The following is a 20,106-nucleotide window of genomic DNA, read 5'->3' as shown; positions in this document are numbered from 1 at the left end:
ATAATGAACCATGACTGATATGACAACATTGCCCATTATGCACAAGCGATCACTTTTAACGACGGTCGTCACTGGCGCACTTTTGGTCGCCGGTTTTGCGATCAACGCAGCCGAAGCGGATCAAGGCCGTCCGACGCTCAAGGAAATCCAACCACTCATGCAACAGGCGGCCGCCAATACCATGGCGACGTTTTTCAGCCAGACTCCCCTGAAGCCCACCGGCAGGCCTTTGGCGGAAATCCTCGAAATTGGTTCCCCCGGCTGGGCTCCGCTAGATACCACCGGTAAAGAGGAGAAATTTTGGCCGGTCAAAGTCAAGGCCACGACGGCGATCAGCCTTGAGAATGGCACCACCAATTTGACGCAGGGGTTGGTATTTCGTTTGTATCGGGGCGGCACCACCAATTGGCAGGTGGCCTTTGGTGACTTCTTTGAGCCGAGCACCTTGTCCGAACGAGCGCAGACCTTGGGTAATGCGTATCGCGAAAATGCGCGCGTGCGCACTATCGCGATTCGCAATGCGTGCATCAATTACCAGCGCCAATTGGATGGTGCCAAGGAACAATGGGCGTTGGAGAATAAAAAGAAGGGCAAGGATACGCCGAAGATGGAAGACTTGGTGGGGACGGATAAATACATTAAGCGGCAGCCTGTTTGTCCTGGTGGTGGCACCTATACGCTTGGTTCCATGTCCGAAAAGGCACGCTGCAGCGTGGCAGAACATCGGCTCGAGTAATATTGCCGAAACAGGCGGTGTGCCGCCATTGACGCGGTACAGGTTGTCAACGTAGCCCAGCCATTCATTGTCATGCCAACCATGTCGCAACGTCAGTTTGTGGGCTCTGCCGCGCTTGCCGGTTTGGGGCTTATTTACGGCTCACCAACTTGGGGGGCACCCGCTGGAAAAAACGTGCGCCTGGGTGGTCCCAGCTATGCCAAGTCGGATGATCCCGAAGCCTTTGCCCAAGCCCACCGCCTGCTCGGCTATCGCGCCGCGTATTGTCCTAAGATTTCCATCAGCGATGGTGACCACATCAGGGCGTTTACGGATGCGTTTGCCAAAGCCGATGTAGTGCTCGCAGAGGTGGGGCGATGGGTTAACCTGCTTGATGCGGACACGGAGAAACGGAAAAAAAACCTGGAAACGGTGACGGATGGTCTGGCTTTGGCCGAGGCACTTGGCGCTCGGTGTTGCGTGGATATTGCCGGATCATTTAACCCCACTTCATGGTTTGGTCCACATCCCGACAATTTCACCCCCAAGTTTTTTGATGCCGCAGTGGAAAATGCTCGCAAGATCATTGATGCGGTCAAACCCAGGCGCGCAAAATTTTGTTATGAGATGATGGGCTGGGCGTATCCGGATACGCCGGACAATTATCTAAAAATGATCAAGGCGGTGGATCGTCCGGGCTTTGGCGTACACTTGGATGTGTGCAATGCGGTTAATTCGCCGGAGCGGTATTACCGCAATACCGATCTCATCAACGAGTGTTTCGATAAACTCGGCTCCCATATCACCAGTTGTCACGCCAAAGACCTCACTTGGGATGTGGAGATGAATGTGCATTTCCGCGAGGTTTGTCCTGGCAAAGGGGTGATTGATTATGCCACCTATTTAAAGCGGGTGGCTCAATTGCCGCATCAGCCTCCGCTCATGATTGAGCATTTAAAGTCCGCCGAGGAATATGCCGAGGCCCGTAAATACATCATGGAAGTGGGCGCCAAAACCGGCGTGGAGTTTTAAAGCGCGGCAGGATTGCCGAACGCCAGGATTACCATTGAAACATTGGTTTACTGGTTATGGCCCGAGGAGCACGCGGTAAAATCGGCGCGAGTAATTGGTGGCCGCCAAATCGGTCCAATATCCTGGCCCGTTGTTGGTTGGGAGCGGAGACCAGTCAACGCAATTGGTGGAGACGCGAATGGAGTAATCCGGGCCGGTATCGCCTTGGATACGCAGAGTAAATTTGCCGTTGGTGAACGTCATGGCTCCCAGGCGCGAGGTGCTGAGCAACGGTACGGTTACGTAAAAGCTTTGTGTGGCCGCCAGCACGGGTTGGCCGTTATCCACCGCTTTGAGGCGGAACAGGTTGGTGGTATTGGCTTGCTTCACGGTTGGCCGCCAGCTTAGCAGACCGCTGACATCCAGCACCGCATTGGAGGGAGAGTTCAGCAAGGTGAACGTCAATGATTGCAGGGGGATATCCGCGTCGGTGATCGGGTTCGTGATTTGCAGGACTTGCCCAGCGCCCAGCGCCCAGTTGGTCAGCGCGGCAGCCACCGGCGTGGAGTTCACCCACACGTTATCCACCACGGATGTATTCAACAGGCCGGTGTTGTGCGCCGTCACGGCCAATCCCCAGTAAAGCTGCGCCGCGCAATTGGTGATGACCGCTGTGTTCAGGGTGGTCCAGTTGGTGCCGTCAGCCGAGGTTTGTCCGGTGAAGTTGGTGCTGTTGCGCGTGAGCCGCACCCAATATGGCGCGGGGATTTTGGTGGTGGTAGAATTATAAGAGGCGCCGTTGGTGGCATACCGGCGCTGGAAGACCGGGCCATTGCTGATGCTCAGGAGCGTACACGCATTGCGCGCCCCAGCGTCCAGGGTTTCGCGCATCATCACACCCGCTTTGGACCAAGGGTCGGTGGGCGTCAGACTGACGATCCGGGCGGTGAGCACGCCGTCACCGGTACGCGGCTGCCAGACAAATTGCATACCGTCCGCCGTGCTCCAGATGTCCGACCCGGCGCCAATGATGGTGAACGTGGCGTTGCTGTATTGGCTATCGCCGGTCAGGCCGGTGGCGCCCACATCCTGATTTTGCCAGGGACTGGGAAAAACCTCGATGCCAATCGCAGCCGCATCGGCGGTCAATCCCTTGTTATCGGTGGCACGCGCCGTCAACGTATGGAATCCGCCCGGCGGGTTGGTCCAGGTGAATTGCCACGGCATACTGGTGTCTTCGCCGAGCTTGGAACCGTCCGCAAAAAACTCCACTTTGACCACCGATCCACCGGGGTCATAGTCAGTCGCGCTGGCGGATAGGGTGATGGGGCCGCCGTACCAAAACGAGCCGTTGGTGGGAGCGGTCAAGTTGATGATTGGCGGCGTGTTGGTGCTGTAGGCCAGGAGGGCATGAACCGTTTGTCCGCGCAGTCCCTTGACGTTGACGTTTAACTGCACGGTGGGGCTAAGTTGACTCACCGTAATGTTGGTATCGCAGGATAGCACGGCAACCGCGCTCCGGTTCAGAGTAACCACCATATTGCCGGTATTGGTTTGTGTGGGGTCGGAGACGCCGACTGAAACGCGATAGGCGTTTTCCTGGGCAATTACGCTGGCACGATTGTTGCAGGTCAGGTAATCCACGGTCTTCGCGGAAGTCCCCCAGAAATTGGCGGCCAGAATGTTCAGGTTGGTTTCGCGCACCGCCTGCGCTTGGGAGGAGTTTTCCACGATTTGAACGCGTGGCGCGCTGGCATAGTTGCTGACCTCAGTCACCGATTTGTTCGGCAGCAACACATAGTCATACGCGGCATTGGTGGGCCCAGTGCCGTGATTGCGCCAAAGCGTCAGATAATTGCGCGTAATGGGGTTGGTGGATTGGTTGGTGTTGATTTGAAACAGCGACCCGGTGCGGGCCTCGCGCACCGCGTTGAGATTTGTCGGTGTGGGAAAATAATAACCGCCCGCGCCGTTCAGGAAACACCAGGCGACATTGGCGAGGTTGGTGGACCACCCAAGGGTGGCGGGCATCAATGTACCGTTCACCACTAAATCATTTGTGCCCGTGCCGCTTAGCCGCCGGTTTTCCACCGTGGTTTCCACGACATTGCTGCTGCACGTGATCCCAGCACCCAGGGCAGCCACCTCATCGTCGAACATGAACCAGGATTTCCGTCCGGTGAGCGAACTGCCATAGACGCGCAACTCCATCCCGGCAACGCCAAAGGTGTTATCCAGCACGGCTCCTCCTGTCCAATTGGAACTGCCCAAAGAACTTTGGCTGTATGCATTGGCGTAGATACCATCCGGGCGAGCCCACTGATCTGTCGTCACGCCTGGCAATCGCATGGGGTCCACCGTTGGCCAAAAATAATCGTTGTAGTGTAGCAGGTCGCTGTTATACAGGAACGTCATGCCGTAACCGTTGAACCAGGCATGCAGGTTTTCCCCATTGATGGACTCAAAATTGTAGATGCGTTTGGAACAATAATTGAGGACGAAGCCATAACCAGGCCGCAAATGGATCACTCGATCCATGTTTGGAAATTGCTTGTGGTACACCGGTTCGGCGGCGGGCACAACGTTGGTGTCGGCCAGCAGTTGCTCCGCCAGTCCAATCATGGGTAGCGCAACGGTGCTGGGGAAGCTGTGCGCTGTGTCTGCCAGCGCCCAGTACTTCACCAGGCTTTTGATGCGTACACTATCGGCAGGAGCGGCGAACTGGGCGATGCGAAACACGTTGGCGATAATCCCATGGCCGGTCGAGTGATCCCCATAGTTACGGGAGATTTCGCGTCCGCGCACAATGTCCATGGCGGCACCGCGGTAAACGATGGGCGCAAAGGAATCAAAGATCCAGTTAATGACGTTGGTTTGCGCGGGATCGGTAACCTCCCACGCCGAGTCTTTGAGCCACGGCAAAATCGGGGCTACGGTGGCCAGCAGCGACGAACCGTAGCCGGCCGTGTAGGGATGATTCCCGTGCTGAATGAAGGAACCATCGGTATAGAAACCATCGCTGCTGGTCACGTAGGGGAATATCAGGCTGTTGCTGTCTCGGCATTTGATCATGCTGGGGATGTCCTCCATGAATACGGAACGGACTGCGACACCGCGCAACGTCCACATCAGGTTGGCGCCCGTCATGCTGGGTGCCGGGGTGAATTTGGTGCTGGCTTTCGCATAGCTGGCGAGTTGGGTCGGCGTGAGGTACTCATACATCAGGATGCAAGTATCATGCAGCGCCATGGGCACACCGATTTGCCAGTCCCACCAATTGCCGTATTGGCTCTTCGTTTCGTTGTAGCGGTTGGTGTACATCCAATCGAGTCCGCTGGCGATATCGGCGGCCAGGGTGGCGTTACTGCGCAAGCTGGAACCATACGTGGCGTAACCCAGCGCCATGGCCAGTATCCGGTTGTAGCAGGTGGTCAATTGCGCTGAATTGGCCGTGCTGGCCGCATCGGACCACAGGTAGGTGCGATTCGTGGTTTTATCCATGCTGCTCCAACTGCCATTCGCCGAGTTGGTAATATTCTTGATGGCGGTTATCACCAGCGGATCGCTTAAATTGTAATTGGTGCCTCCGGTCAGGAAATTAAACCACTTTTTCCGCAGCCGGTCGAAGTCATCGGCGGTGGCGGTAATGAGCAGGTTATCCATCATGAACGGCGTGCGAATGGCGCTACCCGCATCGCCGATGGCAAATTCGTCAAAACGATACGTCAAAACGGAGGCGGCAGCTACCGTCCCGGTGGCGGACGCCATCGCATCCAATTGGGCTGTGAAGGTCAGGTCGCCGTTGGTTTGCCGGATGATCTGGAGGGATAATGTATGTTTCGTCATGCCACAATTGGTGGAGCCACCAGCCGTGCCAAAGCCGGCGACGTGAGCAGGGGAGGCGCCGCCTAAGATTTCGTTCCCGGCATTTTCGCTGAACACCGAGAGGTTATTGCCCGTAGTACCTGGGTTGATATATGCGCCGTATCCGAGGTCGTCGTTCCGCGCGGTGCTGGAGGTATCGCTGGTTGTGCGGGTCATCTGGGTGTCGTACAATCCCATTCGCAGGGCGGATGAAGCGTTGGAGGGCGCACCGGTAAAGCGAAAATCAAAACTCACCCGGATGAAATCGCCCGGGTCCGTCAGGGTCACGGGATTGAATTGCCCGAGGATGATTGCGTAGTCCCCATTTGGCACAACCCATAAGGCATTGCCTGAGCCGAGGCCCACAGTATCGTTGGTCACGGTGACTACGGTGCTGGTCTGTCCCAGGTAATACACCAAGCCTTGCGGATCACCGCCGGTGGCGTTGGTGCGGCTGCCATCGGTGAACGGATCGTTGACAATGGTTGCGGCATTCAAACCTATCACCAAGGCAAAGCAGATCCCGGCGGCACAATACCACCATTTCAGGCATGGCCATCCAGGCAACCGACCCGCGACCGCCAGCCGGTAACACGTCGAACGAGGCAACATCAGTATGCAGTCTATTATATCTGTGATTACCCTGACTGACCAGTATTTGATGGTGATAACCGCGCCGGAAAATGTCGCAATGCCGCCATGGGAGCCGCCGCCGCCGGGAAAACGCACCGTTCCCGGCTGGGACGGCGCGGATGGGGGGCAAAAATGTGGTTTTGTGCCCCAAAAGGTGGTTTTTCCGCCTTGGCGGGCCGGGAATGCGATCCGGAGCGCCGGGGTTCCGGCATATTTCTTGGGAGAACTGCCGCACTTCTAGGGGGTTGGACGGCGGAATACGTGGGGTTTCGTGGGGAGGGGTGGCCGAAGCCACCAAAGTCCCAGCCGAAAGTCCAAAAGTCTCAGCAGGAGACGCTAATGTCACAGCGGATGACGTAAAAGTCGTAGCGGATGACGCAAAAGTTGTAACTGATAACGCAAAAGTCACAGCGGATGACGCAAAAGTTGTAACTGATAACGTAAAAGTCATAACTGATAACGTAAAAGTCATAGCGGATAACGTAAAAGTCATAGCGGATAACGTAAAAGTTGTAGCGGATAACGTAAAAGTTGTAGCGGCAAACCCAAAAACCACGATTTTTGAGTTCCAGGTTGGAAATCCGACCTTGCGCCTTGGAAGGGCGACGCTGAGAATTGGAACCGCGTGGGACAGTTTCCCAAGGGAGTAAATCCCAACGCCGGTGACGAGGCAACGAGTCTCAACTATGAAGGCGCGGGGGATTTATCAGGCACCGGGATTCCCAGAGTTTCATACCCCCTCACCTCTTTCCTCTCCCTCAGGGAGAGGAGGTCCGTTCTGCGGCTGAGGGAGCGGATGATGGGTTGGGTGTGGGGCTTTGGCGTCTGGCGCAGAATACGGAAGCGGCGGGAGCGCACGGATGACCTTTGGAATCTCAAAACGCGGCAAACGGCATTCCCTCTCCCCAAGGGAGAGGGCTAGGGTGAGGGGGTACGGAACGGCATTGTGATCCCCAGCGTTATCGCCGCCAATCCGCCCGGTGCGGTTGCCTGCGCGCTCATCCAAAGCGGCGTCGCGGCCCCCGTCACCCCACCTTGCCGCCGCACCCAAATGATGCGGCTCCGGCGATTCCCTTGGGCATGTGCCGGGGTTGACCGGCGGCGCGCGGCGGGGGAATCAGGCGTCCAGGCGGCGGAATAGCTCGATCTCGGTGATGACGTTGATCTTGGCTTTGGTGAGGACTTGGACGGCGCGGTCGGGATCGTCAAAGCGGAAGACGAGGACGCCTTTGTTTTCTTTCTTGAGGGTAAAGGCGTACATGTATTCGACGTTGATGCCGCCCTTTTCGATGACGGTGAGGATGTCGGCCAGGCCGCCGGGTTCGTCGTTCACTTCGATGGCGACGACGTCCGTAGTCTTCACCACGCAGCCGTCGGCTTCGAGGAGTTTCTTCGCTTTCTCCCATTCGCGGAGGATGAAGCGGAGGATGCCGAATTGTTGGGTGTCGGCAATGCTCAGGGTGATGATGTTGATGTGGTGCTTCGAGAGGAGTTTGACCGGACGGCTGAGGGCGCCGGGGCGGTTTTCGAGGAAGAGGGAGAGTTGTTTGAGTTTCATAAGGGGAATGGGGTTGCGGCGCTGCGGTTAGAGTTTGCGGTGGTCAATGACGCGTTTGGCCTTGCCTTCGCTACGGGCGATGGTCTTCGGCTGGACGAGGCGGACGGCGGCGCGGATGCCGATGGTGTTCTCAATGGAGCGGGAGAGGTCGGCCTGGAGTTGCTCCATGACGCTGATGGTGTCGCTGAAGACTTCGGCGGTGACTTCGACTTGCACTTCGACTTCATCCAACCCGTGTTCGCGGGTGAGGATGATCTGGTAGTGGGGCAGGGTGCCCTCGACTTTGAGCAGGGCGGCCTCAATCTGGGAGGGATAGACGTTCACGCCGCGAATGATGAACATATCGTCGCTGCGGCGGGAGATGCGCTTGATGCGGCGGAGGGTGCGCCCGCATTTGCAAGGCTCGCTGGTGAGGGCGGTGATGTCCCGCGTGCGGTAGCGGAGCATCGGCATGGCTTCTTTGCACAGGGTGGTGAGCACCAGTTCGCCCTCGGCTTCATCCGGCAGCACTTTGCCGGTCTTGGGATCAATGATTTCGGGATAGAAGTAATCTTCGAAGATGTGCGCGCCCGCTTGGCATTGGCACTCCATCGCCACGCCGGGACCGACGATTTCCGAGAGGCCGTAGATGTCGTACGCCTTGATATGGCTTTCGGTTTCGATGCGGCGGCGCATGCTTTCCGTCCAGGGCTCGGCCCCAAAGACGCCGGTATGAATGGGGAGGTCTTTGATGTTGATGCCGAGTTCAGCGGCCTGGTCCAGGAGGTGCAGAAAATAGCTCGGCGTGCAGCAGATGACGGTGACGCCGAAGTCTTTCATGATCATCAATTGGCGGGCGGTGTTGCCGCCGGAGATGGGGATGACCGTCGCGCCAAGGGCCTCGCCGCCATAGTGCGCCCCGAGGCCGCCCGTGAAGAGCCCGTAGCCGTAGGCGTTCTGAATAATATCGCCGGCGTGAACCCCGCAGGCGGCAAAGCTGCGCATCATCGCGTTCGTCCACACGGCGATGTCCTGAGCGTTGTAGGCGACGACGATGGGTTTGCCGGTGGTGCCGCTGGAGGCGTGCAGGCGGACGATCTCGCTCATGGGGCTGGCGAAGAGACCGAAGGGATAGGTGTCCCGCAGGTCGGTCTTGACCGTAAAGGGAAGTTTATCAATGTCCTGAAGGGATTTGACATCGGCAGGGGTGACGTTGCGGTGCTCCATGCGTTGGCGGAAGAGCGCCTGATGGTCATAGGCGCGCTGCGTGATGGCGCGCAGGCGCTGAAGTTGCAAATCCCGGAGTTGTGAAAGCGGGAGAAAATCCGGCGCGCTGACCGGATGAAACCCCGTGGCTGTATGTTGCTTGCTCATGATCTAGGTGGGGCATTATTAGCGGACGGCGAAAATGGTTGCCAGCGAAAAATTGAAAAAATTGGCACGATAAAGACAGTTGCAGGCGAACGAAACCGCGCTATCTTCGGCGAAGTGAAGTTGTCCGTCAAAAGCGATTATGCCGCCCGCGCCGTGCTCGGGCTGTCCCGGCATTACCAGGAAAATCTGCCCCAGCGCGTGGAAACGTTGGCGGCAGAGCAGGGGATCCCCCCCAAGTTTCTGGTGCAGATTCTCATCGAGTTGAAGTCGCGCAACATCGTTCGGAGCCTGCGCGGCAAGCAGGGCGGTTACATGTTGGCCCGCCCGCCCGCCGAGATTTCCATGGGGGATGTGTTGCGCTGCATGCACGGGCATGTCTTTGACACGACGGGGATCCATGACAAAGATTGCCCGCCCGAGCTGCGTCGCGCCTGGCTGCAATTGCAGACGAGCGTAGTCGAGACAGCGAATGCCATTACGTTTCAGCAATTAATGGACGCGCACGGCGGTAAAAACGCCATGTACTACATCTAATTGGGGGGCGCGGCACGGGTTGCGGCTGGCAGCCTGGGAGAAACCCGAAAGCCGGACGAATTTTCCTTATCCCACCTTGACCCAGACCGTTTTCAAATACGCTGGTTCCTGGCGCGTGACGGGGAAATCCGGCGGTTGCGGCACGTAATGGGACGCCACCCAATCCCGCCCGGAGCGTTGCACGCCGCCCTGGAGCATTTCCAGGAAACGCTCGGGCTCCAGCCCGGCGGCATTGGTGGACGCGAGGAGAATCCCGCCCGGCAGCAACAGCGGCAGCGCCGCCTCCGCGAGACGGCCATAATCTTTTTCGGCGCGGAACACGCCACGCTCGCGGGATTGCGAGAACGTGGGCGGATCCAAGACGATCACGTCGAACTTCCGGCCTTTCTTGGCCAGCCGCTTCAGCCAATCAAAGGCGTCCCCGAAAATAAAATCGTGCTGCGCGGGGTCGAGACCGTTGAGGGAAAAGTTCCGGCGGCCCCAGTCGAGATATTTTTTGGAAAGATCCAGGCTCGTAGTGGCGAACCCGCCCAGCGCGGCGCAGACGGAAAAACCGCAGGTGTAGGCGAACACGTTGAGGAGGCGCGCGCCGGTTTGCGGGAGGCGAATCCCCGCCGCAACGTGACCGCTGAGCAACCGGCGACGGTTGTCGCGCTGATCCAGGAAGAGCCCCACGGAATAACCCTCGCCCATGCTCAGCTCAAATTGGACGCCGTTTTCCCGAATCCCGAAACGCTCGGGTGCCGTCGTGCCCGCGCAAAGCCGTGGCGAGGCATCCTCGGCGCGGAGATGGCGAATCTCGCGCGAGAGAATCTTGTGATACGTCCCCAGAATGGCCTCCTGGCTGGGAACCGCGAAACTTTCCCCCAGCCGCCACAACTCCGCCTGCTGGCGGTCGGAAAGCGGCTGCTCACTTTGGGAAAGCAAATAATTCCCAAGGCGATCCACATACCAACCTGGCCAGCCATCCGCCGCGCCGTGCAGTAAGCGGAAGGCATTGGTGGCCTCCGGCGTGATCACCGCGCGGCGCAACGCCAGATTTGGGTGGGCGGAAAAATGCGGCTCGGCTTTGAACGTGACGGGCTGGTTGGTCCCGGGATGCGTCAAGGAAATTTGTGCCGCGTGCAAATATACGCGGGCCGCCGGCGTCCCCCCATAGCGCGTATCGCCCAAAATGGGAAAACCCCGATCGGCCGCATGAACACGAATCTGGTGAGTGCGGCCCGTGATCGGTTCGGCGCGAACCACCGTCCGGTTACCCTCGCGGGAAAGCACGGTGAAACGGGTCTCCGCCGTATCGCCGCCGGGAAAAACCGGCCGGCTGACATATTTATCCCCGGCGCGCACGAGCGCCGAAGTGACGGTGAAAGTATCCGGGCGCACGGCGTGATCCGTTTCCAGAATGTACTGCTTGTGAAGGGTGTGCGCCGTGAATTGCTGCGTCAGGGAGTGGTTGGCAAGGTCGGATTTTCCAAACAACATCACGCCGGAAGTGTCCTTGTCCAGCCGGTGGAGAATCGCCAGGCTGGCCCAGCGGGGCTCGCGGTGCCGCAGCCAGTCGTATAAACCTTCGCCGCTGAAAGGCGAAGGTGCGTGGGTGTTCATCCCGGCGGGTTTGTTGACCACCAGCAGATGGTCATCCTCGAACAACACGCAAGGCGGAGCCGCATTCACCAGAAATTCCATGCGCCTTTCCATACCACGTGCAGCCCGAGCAGAAAATTAGTCAGCGCATGAGCAGTTACCGCATCCCCCAGCCGCCCGGTGCGAATCACCAACCCCTGGAAAATAAAGCCGCACAGCAATCCCGGCAACCATTCCCGATGTTCCGCCGCGAAAAACGCCGATACCAATAGGAACGGCACCGGCAAAAACCGGCTCAGCGGAATGCTGAGGAAATCCACGCTGGCAACATAGCGGTACGCCAGCGAGCGGAAGAAAACCTCCTCCAGCATGGGGACAACCAGCGACGATCCGGCAATCCGCACCACGATGAAGAACCACGCCAGCGCGGCTCCTTGGCCGAAAATCGTGTGCGGATTCCATGGTTCGTCCTTGCCGGGTTTGGGATACCACCCATCCATCCCGACCCATAGCGCATAGACTGCGATTCCCGCCGCGACGGCTTGCCAACTGATCCGCCATTCCAATTCTGCAATCAGCGGGCGTACCGACCAGATTAGCCAGGCCCCCACCAGCGTCTTGGCGAGATAAAACCAGCACCGCGACTCTTCGCCGAACTGGCCTTGCAGGCCCGTCAGCCCCACAAAAATAAAAAAGGGCAGGGCGCGGGTTAAGACCGGGTGCGGTGCCAACAAATTTGCCGGCCAGCGAAGGGCAGGGGAGGTGACAGGAGTATTCATATCGGTAAATATTTATACCCATCCCGGCATTCAACGGGCTAGGTATGCTTTTATTGTGTTAAACGGCATCAGTTCCACGCCCGGCAGCCTAAAATTTATTCCCAGAACTGGCAAGCGGTGAATGCGTTCGCCATTGCCATTTCTCCCCTGCGCTGTTCCAATGGGCGCGGTTGACGTTTAACGTGATGGCCGTTTCATCTTCCAACTCATCGCCGCAACGCCCGATGCCATGGCTAAAAAGGATCGGGCTGGATGGGTTTGTCCTGGCCTTAATCGGCGTGATCGCATTGGCATGGGCGTTCCCCGGTCTCGCCGCGAAAGATAGCCCGGTTCCCCTGTCCTTCCTGACCGATTTAGGCATCACTTCCATCTTCTTCTTTTATGGCATAAAACTGTCCCCGGAGAAAATGCGGGCCGGATTTGCCAATTGGCGGCTGCACCTGGTTGTTCACAGTGCCACTTTCATCTTATTTCCGCTCCTCGTGCTCGCCGCCATTGTCCTGTTGCGCGGAAAGGTGGACCATGCCTGGCTATTGGGAGTCTTCTACGTCGCCGCTTTGCCTTCCACCGTCTCCTCATCAGTCGTCATGGTCTCCATTGCCAAGGGAAACGTAGCCGGCGCCATCTTCGATGCCAGCCTTTCCAGCATCCTTGGGGTCTTCCTGACTCCGATATGGATGAGTGTGTTCCTGGCCGGCTCGCAAGCGGACTTTGATCTCTGGCATACCATCCAAAAAATCATGATCCAAGTGTTGGCCCCCATCATCATTGGCCAAATATTTCACCGTCGGCTGGTCCACTGGGCCGAGCGCCATAAAAACGGGATGCAACGCACCGACCAGTCCATCGTCCTGTTAATTGTCTATTCCTCGTTTGCCCGTGCCTTCTTGGAGGGTGTTTTCAAGCATCACGGATTGTTTGCCGTCCTGATTCTCATGGTTGCCATGCTGATCCTATTTGGGGTAGTCTTTGCCATTATAAACCTGATCTGCCGACTGCTGCATTTTTCCAGGGAAGACCGCATTGCCGCTCTGTTCTGTGGTTCCAAGAAATCCCTGGTAGCCGGAGCGCCCATGGCCAAAATCCTTTTTCCTGATCCCGCCGTCCAAAGTCTGGCGATGTTGCCGCTGGTGATTTACCACTCCTTGCAACTCATCGCGGGATCAATCATTGCCAGACGGTTCTCCCAGCAGACAAATACCTAGAGCCAGTCCTCCCAAAGCCATTTTCAAAGCATGCATAAGATGTGCTATAAGAAGAATAAATAATAATAGGTTAAACGCTGCACGTTTTCTTCCCGCGCGGGTTTCTGACTGATTTTCCGCCGTGTCTGGGCACACCGCTCCCCAACAGGAATTCCCGCCGTAAATTCGGTTGGCCGCCTCAGGCGGCGGGGCGGGCTACTTTTTCAGCAGCAGTTGTTCGTAGAGGGCTTTGAGGGTGCCGGCCACTTCTCGCCAGGTCTGGGGCCGGGGCGGCGGCGGGAGCTGGGGCGCGGCATCGTAGAACTGGCGCAGCACGGCGGCGGTTTGCTCCCGCACCGGGGTGACCGGGCAGTAGCGCACGGTTTCGCCAAAGACGCTGCGCGCCCACGGGACGTCCGAGAGCAGCAAGGGGCAGCCGCTGGCGCTGGCTTCCAACGCCGCCAGGCTGAGGCTCTCCCAACGGCTGAGCAGGACGAAGCCCCGGGCTTCGCGGTACGCCTGCGCGAGTTGTTCCAGGGAGAGGAACGCGTCGTGCCGGATCAGCTTGGGGTTGGCCTGCGCGAGTTTAAAGAATTGTTCGGCATACGGATCGCCGGGGGCCATGGGGCGTCCGACGACCCACAGCGGCGTCTGCGCGTGCAGGGCCGCCTCCGCGATTTCCAGGGTGCGCTTGAGTTCGGTGATCCGCCCGGTGCAGAGCAGCCAATCGCCCCGGCGCGCCGGCTGTTTGGGGAAGAAAATTTCCTCCACGCCGTTGGTGAGCACGTGGACGCGCCCGGGCGGGGCGCGGAAGAGGCGCACGGCCAGGCTGGCCTCCAGCGGGGTGCTGGCCAGGATGGCGTCGGCGTGTTGATAGGAATCCCAGGCGAACCGCGCCTGGAAGGATTTGGGCAGGCAACGGCGGAAGAGGGCAATGGCCGCCTGCTGCGCGGTGAGCGCCAGCGGCGAGCGCGCGCCGGTGCCGGAGAGCAGCTCGCTCATGATCACGGGCATGCCTTTCTTATGCGCGAAGTGCAGGTATTCGATGGGCACGCGCCCGTAAAAGTGGATCAGATCGCCGGTCTGCCGGTCATCCCACCAGCGCAGGTATTCGACTTCGACGCCCAGTTCCGTCAACGCTTGCCGCGTGCGCTCGATCAGGACTTGTTCGCCGCCGTGGGCGAGCAAAAAGGGCAGGGGATGATCAATCAGGAGTTTCATACGGCGAATGAGTGGCTGGCTGGCATGGGGGAAGGGCGCATTATCCGCCGGTGGCCGCGCCGTCCTGGCCCGGCCGCAAGAGGTCGCGGGTCTTGGTCATGTCGGCGTGGATGCAGGGGATGTCGAGTTTGCCGGGGAGCGCACGGGTTTCTTCCCGGACTTTGCAATCGCTGAGGCCCTCCTGGTGGAGGACTTGCTGCATCAGCTCGCGCATCGTCACGGGCACGCCGCTGGCGACGTGATAGACTTCGCCGGCGGAGCCTTGCTGCATGATGCCTTCCAGGAGTTCCGCCGCCGCTTCCGGCGCGAGGTAATCGCGGACCGCGCCCAGCGGGCCGGTGACGATCTCGGTGATTTCGCCGCGCCGCAACTGGTCAATCTGCTGGTAAAGCCGGCCAATGAACAGCCGGGGCGAGGCGGGCCCGGAGAGGTTGAAGAGGCGCGCCATGCAGACATCCACGCCGCGCACCCGCTGGTAGTAGCCCATGAGTTGCGTCTGGCAGACCTTGGCCCAGCCGTACATGGAGACCGGCGCCAGGGCGTGGTCCTCGCGGATGGGATTTTCCTCGGGGCGCACCAGGCCGTATTCGGCGGCGCTGCCGATGAGCAGCAGCCGCGCGGCGGGTTGGTGCTGGACCACGGCGTCCAGGAGCAGCCGCGTGGTGGCGACGTTGGAGGAGAAATCGGTCTGGAAATCGTTGGAGAAGGTCCCGGCCAGGTGGTAAATCTGATCCGGCTGAAGCTCGGCGATCAACTTGCCGACGAATTCCGGCTGCAGCAAATCCCCCAGATGGGCGGTGGCGAGCGGGAACGGTCGTTGGTCAATCCCGTGCAGTTCCAAATCCCCGCGTTGTTGCAGTCGGTCCAGCAACGCCCGGCCCAGCAGTCCCGCCGCTCCTGTGATCAGGACTTTCATCCGGCGATGCCCAGCTTGGTTTTCAGTTCGGCGAAGCGCTCGTTGGCGGTCTGGTAGTCATCCGGGCGGCCGATGTCCAGCCAGTAACCCTTGAAGGGGCGGGCCTTGATCTTCCAGCCCTTCTTGATGCCGTCGAGCATGAGATGGTCGAAACCGTAGAGTTGCCCCTTGGCGAGGCGCTCGATGGCGCGGCGGTTGAAGCAGTAAATGCCCATGCTGACATCGAAATCGTAGGTGGGCTTTTCCACAAACTCGGTGAGGCGCCCGGTTTCGTCGTAGCGCAGCACGCCGAAGTCCACAAATTGCTGCCGGCGAAACACGGAGACGGAGACGTCGTTGTCCTGCTGGGCGTGCCATTGGTAAAAGTCGCGGAAGTTCAGGTCGCACAGCACGTCGCCGTTCATGACGAGGAACTGCTCGGGCAGATCCGGGATGAGCGTGATCGGGCCGATGGTGCTGAGCGGCTTGTCTTCCATGGAGTAATCAATGCGCAACCCCCAGCGCGCGCCATCCTGGAAGAACGCCTGGATGAGATTGGCCAGGTGGTTGACGGCGAGGGTGACGTGGGTGACGCCCTGGCTTTGCAACTGCCGGAGGAGCACCTCCAGGATGGGCATTTCCCCCCCGAGCGGCACCAGGGGCTTGGGCAGACTCACGGTGTAAGGCCAAAGCCGGGTGCCCTTGCCGCCCGCCAGAATGATTGCGCGCATAATTACGAATTAGAGGTTGTAGATGCCCGCCTTGTAGCGGGCCAGGTTTTCCGGTTGCCGCAGCCATTGGATGGTCTCGGCCAATCCCGTGGCGAAGGTGTAGCGCGGCTGCCAGGGGGTGAGGGCGCGGATCTTCTTATTGCAGCCGAGCAGGCGCTCCACCTCGGAATTCACCGGTCGCTTGCGCTGGTCCTCTTCAATCAGGCGGGCCGCCGGGTTGATTTGCTTGATCAATTCCTCCGCCAGTTGCCGCACGGAGATTTCCACGCCGGTGGCGATGTTGATCTCCTGCCCGACGGCCTGATCGCATTCCGCCAGCGCCAGCATCCCGGCGGCGGTATCCTTGACATAGACGAAATCCCGCGTCGGCGCGAGGTTGCCCAGGCGGATTTCCTGATAGCCGGAAAGCAATTGCGTGATAATCGTGGGGATGACCGCCCGGGCGGATTGGCGCGGCCCAAAGGTATTGAAGGGGCGCATGATGACCACGGGCAAATTGAAGGAGCGATAAAAGGATTCCGCCAGGCGATCCGCGCCGATCTTGCTGGCGCTGTAGGGGGACTGCCCCTGATAGGGATGCTGCTCGTCAATCGGCACGTAGCGGGCGGTGCCGTACACCTCGGACGTGGAAGTGACCAATAGCCGGGCGACCTTGTGGCGGCGGACCGCCTGCATGACGTTCAGGGTGCCCTTGATGTTGGTATCAATATAGGCTTCCGGGGCGTGATAGGAGAAAGGAATGGCGATCAGGGCCGCCAGGTGGAAGACCACGTCGCACCCTTCGACGGCGTGATCCATATTGCCGCCATCCCGGACGTCGCCGCTGATCACCTCGACCTGTTCGAGCGAGGCGCGGTCGAGCGTATCGAGCCAGCCCCAGGAATTCTGGGAGTTGTAGCACGCCAGCGCGCGCACGTTGGCGCCCGACTGGAGGAGGCGCTCGACGAGATGGCTTCCGATGAAGCCATCCGCTCCGGTCACCAAGACTTTCTTTCCGCGAATATCCATGGCATTGAGTCTCTCTATAGGTTTTGTATTGGTAAACGATCCAGAACATCCGCCCGCCAGTCCATTGCCGCGGCAGAGGCTCAGCACGATTCACCTAAAATCATCAAGTGGAGACTACTCAGAAGCGGATATACGTCAAGCAGAAGTCCGAACCTCGAAACGCATCCGACCGCTGCAAATTCAGCTCCGCCAGACCGATTACTGATTACTGTTTTTTCCTTTCCCCCGCCCGCCCGTTTCCTTTACCTTCCCCGGCATGGCAAGCTCGCTTGGTAATGCAACGATTGCGCCCGGCCAAAAGGTCGGGGCGGGGCGCTTTACCCTGATTCGTCCCCTCGGGGCCGGCGGCATGGGGCAGGTGTGGCTGGCACAGGATGAGGAGTTGAGCAAGGAAGTGGCCTTGAAGTTCCTGTCCGCCGAGGTCTCCAATAACCCGGAAGCGTTGCGCGGCATGCGTAATGAGGTGGCAAAGGCTCAGGCGCTAACCCACATCAATATTGTTCGGATCAATGATCTGCAAAAGCATCAGGGAGAGACGGCGTTTATCTCCATGGAATACGTGGCGGGGAAATCCCTGCACGAATTATTGGCGGAGCAACCGCAGGGGGTGTTTACGTGGGAAACGCTGCATCCATGGGCACAGCAGTTGTGCGACGCCCTCGCCCACGCTCACAGCCAAGGAGTGGTCCACCGGGATTTGAAGCCCGCCAACCTGCTGGTGGATGCCACGGGCAAGATCAAGCTGGTGGATTTCGGGATTGCGGCCACCGGGGTCAAAGGTGGTGGGGGCACCACCGGGTTGACCGAGCGGCGGCGCGTGATCGGCACTCCTTGGTACATGAGCCCGCAACAACTGGATGGCCAGCCGCCCGAGGTGACGGATGATGTCTATGCCTTGGGCGCAACGCTGTATCAACTGTTGACCGGGGAGACGCCGTACACAGCGCATCCGGGGGCGATGAAGGCGATCCTGGAAACGGAAACCGTGAAGTCTATTCCTGAGCGGTTGCGGGAGTTGAAGGTGACGAATGAGATTCCCTCGCAGGTGGTAGCGGCAGTGATGGAATGTCTGGCCAAGAATGCTACGGAACGTCCGCAAAGCGCCAGAGAAATTTGGGAGCGGCTGGAAAAACCAGAAGAAAGCATGACGGAGCCAGAAGAGGAAAATGAACCACTGCCGGCAAGACCTCGTAACCCCGCGCTCCTTTTGGCGGGTGGAGTTGCGTTGTTGGCAGTGCTGGCTATTGTGGGATGGTATTGGGGAATGCATCGGCCAGGGCCGCGCTTGGGGAAGCGTTGGACGAATAGTCTCGGCATGCCGTTCGTTCCGGTGCCGGGAACCAAAGTGCTATTCTGCATCTGGGACGTGCGGGTGCAGGATTATTAAAAGTATGCCGAGGCAAATCCGAGTGTGCACAGTTCGTGGAGCGGTCCCGGCTTTGCCCAGGATGGCACTCATCCAGTGGTCAATGTAAATTGGGACGAGGCCAAGGCATTTTGCGCGTGGCTGACCAAGAAGGAACAAGGAGAGGGAAAATTGAAAGCCGGGCAGGAGTACCGATTGCCAACGGATGCAGAATGGAGCTATGCGGTGGGGATTGGGGATAAGGAGGGGAACGGCACCCCAAAAGACAAGGATGGAAAACTCTCAGGCGTCTACCCGTGGGGGACGCAATGGCCGCCGCCGAAGGGGACGGGGAACTATGGGCAATCGCTTGCGGTGGACAATTACGAATATACCTCGCCGGTAGGCAGCTTTAAGGCGAATCCGTATGGTTTATATGATATGGGTGGGAATGTGTGGCAGTGGTGCGAGGATTATTATTATGGCCAAAGCGCCTCTCGGGTGTTGCGCGGGGCGTCGTGGTTCACCCTCATGCCCGACGGCATGCAATCCTCGTACCGCAGCAGCGGCACGCCTGATTATCGGGTCAACTACTTCGGTTTTCGGGTAGTGGTGGTGGCGGGGCCATAAATTCGGAATGCGGAACCCTCGAATTCGGAATGCGGATTGCGGATTGCGGAATGGACGATTCGGGCGGTGAGGGAGCATTTTTGGAGTGAGTGCGGCAAGGCAGGGTGAAGGGGCCGCGACGCCGCTTTGGATGGATGCGCCAATCCTTCTGTTGTCGTCCAAACTTCAATTTCTGAACCTGTGTCGCATAGTGGAGTGGCTGAAAGATCGCGGCTGGGAGGTTGAAATCCAAAGCGGTGTCGCCTGCCGCCCCTTTTCCCCCGCCAGTTGCCACCGCACTCCAAATTGGGTTGCTGGCACCCCATTCGGGGGGCGGCCCCATTTTCCCGCGTTTCCGGTGGTCGCGCCCCGTGCCCCTCGCGACCGACCGGCTACAAGCTTTCAATCCTTTCGGAGTGAGGGAATCCCATCCAGCGGTCGCTTGGGCGGCGGCACCTATATATATAGGTAGCCGCTGGTCGCGCCACTTCGGATTAGGTAGCCGCGGACGTGAGTCCGCGCTGATCGGCTCGGGAAGCGACGTTGCGAGGGAGACCGCCGGTTGAGCCAAAGGCCGATATGTGCGCCGACTGACGGTGTCGGTTGTGATGCGTAAAATTTTCACGCATCTTGCGTGAAAATCACACACTGTCGCAACGTCCGCCACGCCGTTTCCACCTACGCTGGCTGCCGTCATGCGTAGTATCCGCCCGCCCGCGACCCGCTGGGAATTGGCACGGAGTTTGCTTGTTTCTATTTTATACAAAAACTGAAAACCATTATGGAAACTTGCACCCATCGTGTCTGCACTGATGAATAAGAAAACCAGATGAAAAGACTTGGTAACCATTAGAACCGGATGAAACGCCGGACGGGAACCAAACCAACAATATACAACCGTATGCAACTGCCCAACCCCGCTGCTGCCGTATTTGCCGCCACCCGGAAACCCCGGAAGCGCGCCGGGGATTTCTCCCGTCGCGGCCAAGTCGTCCGCGCTGGGTGTTTTGGGAAGTTTCGTGGTGGAACGAGGCTATAAATATTTTCGTGTAAGTGGCCGACGATAGCTGAGAGGATAAGAA

The 20,106-nt window shown here is 58.9% G+C and carries 16 protein-coding genes; 7 read left to right on the top strand and 9 right to left on the bottom strand.

Annotation, left to right across the window (positions count from 1 at the left end):
• Positions 1–37: 37 nt before the first annotated feature.
• Entirely contained in the window at positions 38–736 is a 699-nt protein-coding gene (locus tag WCO56_17140; GenBank protein ID MEI7731304.1) for a hypothetical protein, read from the top strand.
• An 81-nt stretch (positions 737–817) separates the two neighbouring features.
• Positions 818–1,747 carry a TIM barrel protein gene (locus WCO56_17135; GenBank protein MEI7731303.1) on the top strand — a complete coding sequence of 310 codons (930 nt, stop codon included), beginning with the start codon at positions 818–820 and terminating at the stop codon, positions 1,745–1,747.
• 54 nt (positions 1,748–1,801) lie between these two features.
• On the opposite strand, the gene WCO56_17130 is transcribed toward WCO56_17135, so the two are convergent.
• Positions 1,802–6,202 carry a polysaccharide lyase family 8 super-sandwich domain-containing protein gene (locus WCO56_17130; GenBank protein MEI7731302.1) on the bottom strand — a complete coding sequence of 1,467 codons (4,401 nt, stop codon included), beginning with the start codon at positions 6,200–6,202 and terminating at the stop codon, positions 1,802–1,804.
• Between the two features lie 302 nt (positions 6,203–6,504).
• Here WCO56_17130 and WCO56_17125 point away from each other — a divergent pair, with 302 nt between their 5' ends.
• Entirely contained in the window at positions 6,505–6,873 is a 369-nt protein-coding gene (locus tag WCO56_17125) for a hypothetical protein (GenBank protein ID MEI7731301.1), read from the top strand.
• A gap of 467 nt (positions 6,874–7,340) precedes the next feature.
• Here the strand turns inward: WCO56_17125 and WCO56_17120 are convergent, their stop codons facing one another.
• Entirely contained in the window at positions 7,341–7,781 is a 441-nt protein-coding gene (locus WCO56_17120) for an ACT domain-containing protein (GenBank protein ID MEI7731300.1), read from the bottom strand.
• 27 nt (positions 7,782–7,808) lie between these two features.
• The gene (locus WCO56_17115) at positions 7,809–9,134 is read right to left on the bottom strand and encodes a phenylacetate--CoA ligase (protein ID MEI7731299.1); all 1,326 of its coding nucleotides are present in this window, start codon (positions 9,132–9,134) and stop codon (positions 7,809–7,811) included.
• 114 nt (positions 9,135–9,248) lie between these two features.
• Between WCO56_17115 and WCO56_17110 the strand changes: the two genes are divergently transcribed.
• Positions 9,249–9,668, top strand: coding sequence for an Rrf2 family transcriptional regulator (locus tag WCO56_17110; protein MEI7731298.1), 420 nt, complete (start codon positions 9,249–9,251; stop codon positions 9,666–9,668).
• Positions 9,669–9,734: 66 nt separating this feature from the next.
• On the opposite strand, the gene WCO56_17105 is transcribed toward WCO56_17110, so the two are convergent.
• Complete coding sequence (locus WCO56_17105; protein ID MEI7731297.1) at positions 9,735–11,354, bottom strand: pseudouridine synthase; 1,620 nt, start codon at positions 11,352–11,354, stop codon at positions 9,735–9,737.
• Positions 11,339–12,031 (bottom strand): CAAX prenyl protease-related protein, encoded by a 693-nt coding sequence (locus WCO56_17100; protein MEI7731296.1) that lies wholly within the window; start codon positions 12,029–12,031, stop codon positions 11,339–11,341. Before WCO56_17100 ends, WCO56_17105 begins: the two co-directional genes overlap by 16 nt.
• A 224-nt stretch (positions 12,032–12,255) precedes the next feature.
• Between WCO56_17100 and WCO56_17095 the strand changes: the two genes are divergently transcribed.
• Positions 12,256–13,236, top strand: a complete 981-nt coding sequence (locus WCO56_17095; protein MEI7731295.1) for a bile acid:sodium symporter family protein — start codon at positions 12,256–12,258, stop codon at positions 13,234–13,236.
• A gap of 195 nt (positions 13,237–13,431) precedes the next feature.
• Here the strand turns inward: WCO56_17095 and WCO56_17090 are convergent, their stop codons facing one another.
• The 4 genes from WCO56_17090 to WCO56_17075 are packed head-to-tail and all read right to left on the bottom strand — an operon-like array spanning position 13,432 to position 17,070.
• Complete coding sequence (locus WCO56_17090) at positions 13,432–14,436, bottom strand: glycosyltransferase family 4 protein (protein ID MEI7731294.1); 1,005 nt, start codon at positions 14,434–14,436, stop codon at positions 13,432–13,434.
• Between the two features lie 40 nt (positions 14,437–14,476).
• Entirely contained in the window at positions 14,477–15,352 is an 876-nt protein-coding gene (locus WCO56_17085; protein ID MEI7731293.1) for an NAD-dependent epimerase/dehydratase family protein, read from the bottom strand.
• Complete coding sequence (locus tag WCO56_17080; protein ID MEI7731292.1) at positions 15,349–16,062, bottom strand: sugar phosphate nucleotidyltransferase; 714 nt, start codon at positions 16,060–16,062, stop codon at positions 15,349–15,351. The genes WCO56_17085 and WCO56_17080 overlap by 4 nt, the downstream gene beginning before the upstream one ends.
• A gap of 9 nt (positions 16,063–16,071) precedes the next feature.
• Positions 16,072–17,070 (bottom strand): NAD-dependent 4,6-dehydratase LegB, encoded by a 999-nt coding sequence (locus tag WCO56_17075; GenBank protein MEI7731291.1) that lies wholly within the window; start codon positions 17,068–17,070, stop codon positions 16,072–16,074.
• Between the two features lie 256 nt (positions 17,071–17,326).
• Between WCO56_17075 and WCO56_17070 the strand changes: the two genes are divergently transcribed.
• Positions 17,327–18,457: a serine/threonine-protein kinase gene (locus WCO56_17070; protein ID MEI7731290.1), complete on the top strand. Its 1,131-nt coding sequence runs from the start codon at positions 17,327–17,329 to the stop codon at positions 18,455–18,457.
• A 24-nt stretch (positions 18,458–18,481) separates the two neighbouring features.
• Positions 18,482–19,045: an SUMF1/EgtB/PvdO family nonheme iron enzyme gene (locus WCO56_17065; protein MEI7731289.1), complete on the top strand. Its 564-nt coding sequence runs from the start codon at positions 18,482–18,484 to the stop codon at positions 19,043–19,045.
• Positions 19,046–20,106: the final 1,061 nt, after the last annotated feature.

It is taken from the genome of Verrucomicrobiota bacterium (assembly GCA_037139415.1).
GTDB lineage: Bacteria > Verrucomicrobiota > Verrucomicrobiia > Limisphaerales > Fontisphaeraceae > JBAXGN01.
The sequence above is the reverse complement of the archived record's forward strand: the minus strand, read 5'-3'. Positions and strand labels throughout refer to the sequence as shown.

Coding starts and splice junctions, on each gene's coding strand:
- WCO56_17130 (MEI7731302.1), bottom strand. CDS start 6,202: ATGTTGCCTCGTTCGACGTGTTACCGGCTGGCGGTCGCGGGTCGGTTG.
- WCO56_17070 (MEI7731290.1), top strand. CDS start 17,327: ATGGCAAGCTCGCTTGGTAATGCAACGATTGCGCCCGGCCAAAAGGTC.
- WCO56_17120 (MEI7731300.1), bottom strand. CDS start 7,781: ATGAAACTCAAACAACTCTCCCTCTTCCTCGAAAACCGCCCCGGCGCC.
- WCO56_17080 (MEI7731292.1), bottom strand. CDS start 16,062: ATGCGCGCAATCATTCTGGCGGGCGGCAAGGGCACCCGGCTTTGGCCT.
- WCO56_17105 (MEI7731297.1), bottom strand. CDS start 11,354: ATGGAATTTCTGGTGAATGCGGCTCCGCCTTGCGTGTTGTTCGAGGAT.
- WCO56_17085 (MEI7731293.1), bottom strand. CDS start 15,352: ATGAAAGTCCTGATCACAGGAGCGGCGGGACTGCTGGGCCGGGCGTTG.
- WCO56_17100 (MEI7731296.1), bottom strand. CDS start 12,031: ATGAATACTCCTGTCACCTCCCCTGCCCTTCGCTGGCCGGCAAATTTG.
- WCO56_17115 (MEI7731299.1), bottom strand. CDS start 9,134: ATGAGCAAGCAACATACAGCCACGGGGTTTCATCCGGTCAGCGCGCCG.
- WCO56_17090 (MEI7731294.1), bottom strand. CDS start 14,436: ATGAAACTCCTGATTGATCATCCCCTGCCCTTTTTGCTCGCCCACGGC.
- WCO56_17095 (MEI7731295.1), top strand. CDS start 12,256: ATGCCATGGCTAAAAAGGATCGGGCTGGATGGGTTTGTCCTGGCCTTA.
- WCO56_17075 (MEI7731291.1), bottom strand. CDS start 17,070: ATGGATATTCGCGGAAAGAAAGTCTTGGTGACCGGAGCGGATGGCTTC.
- WCO56_17140 (MEI7731304.1), top strand. CDS start 38: ATGCACAAGCGATCACTTTTAACGACGGTCGTCACTGGCGCACTTTTG.
- WCO56_17135 (MEI7731303.1), top strand. CDS start 818: ATGTCGCAACGTCAGTTTGTGGGCTCTGCCGCGCTTGCCGGTTTGGGG.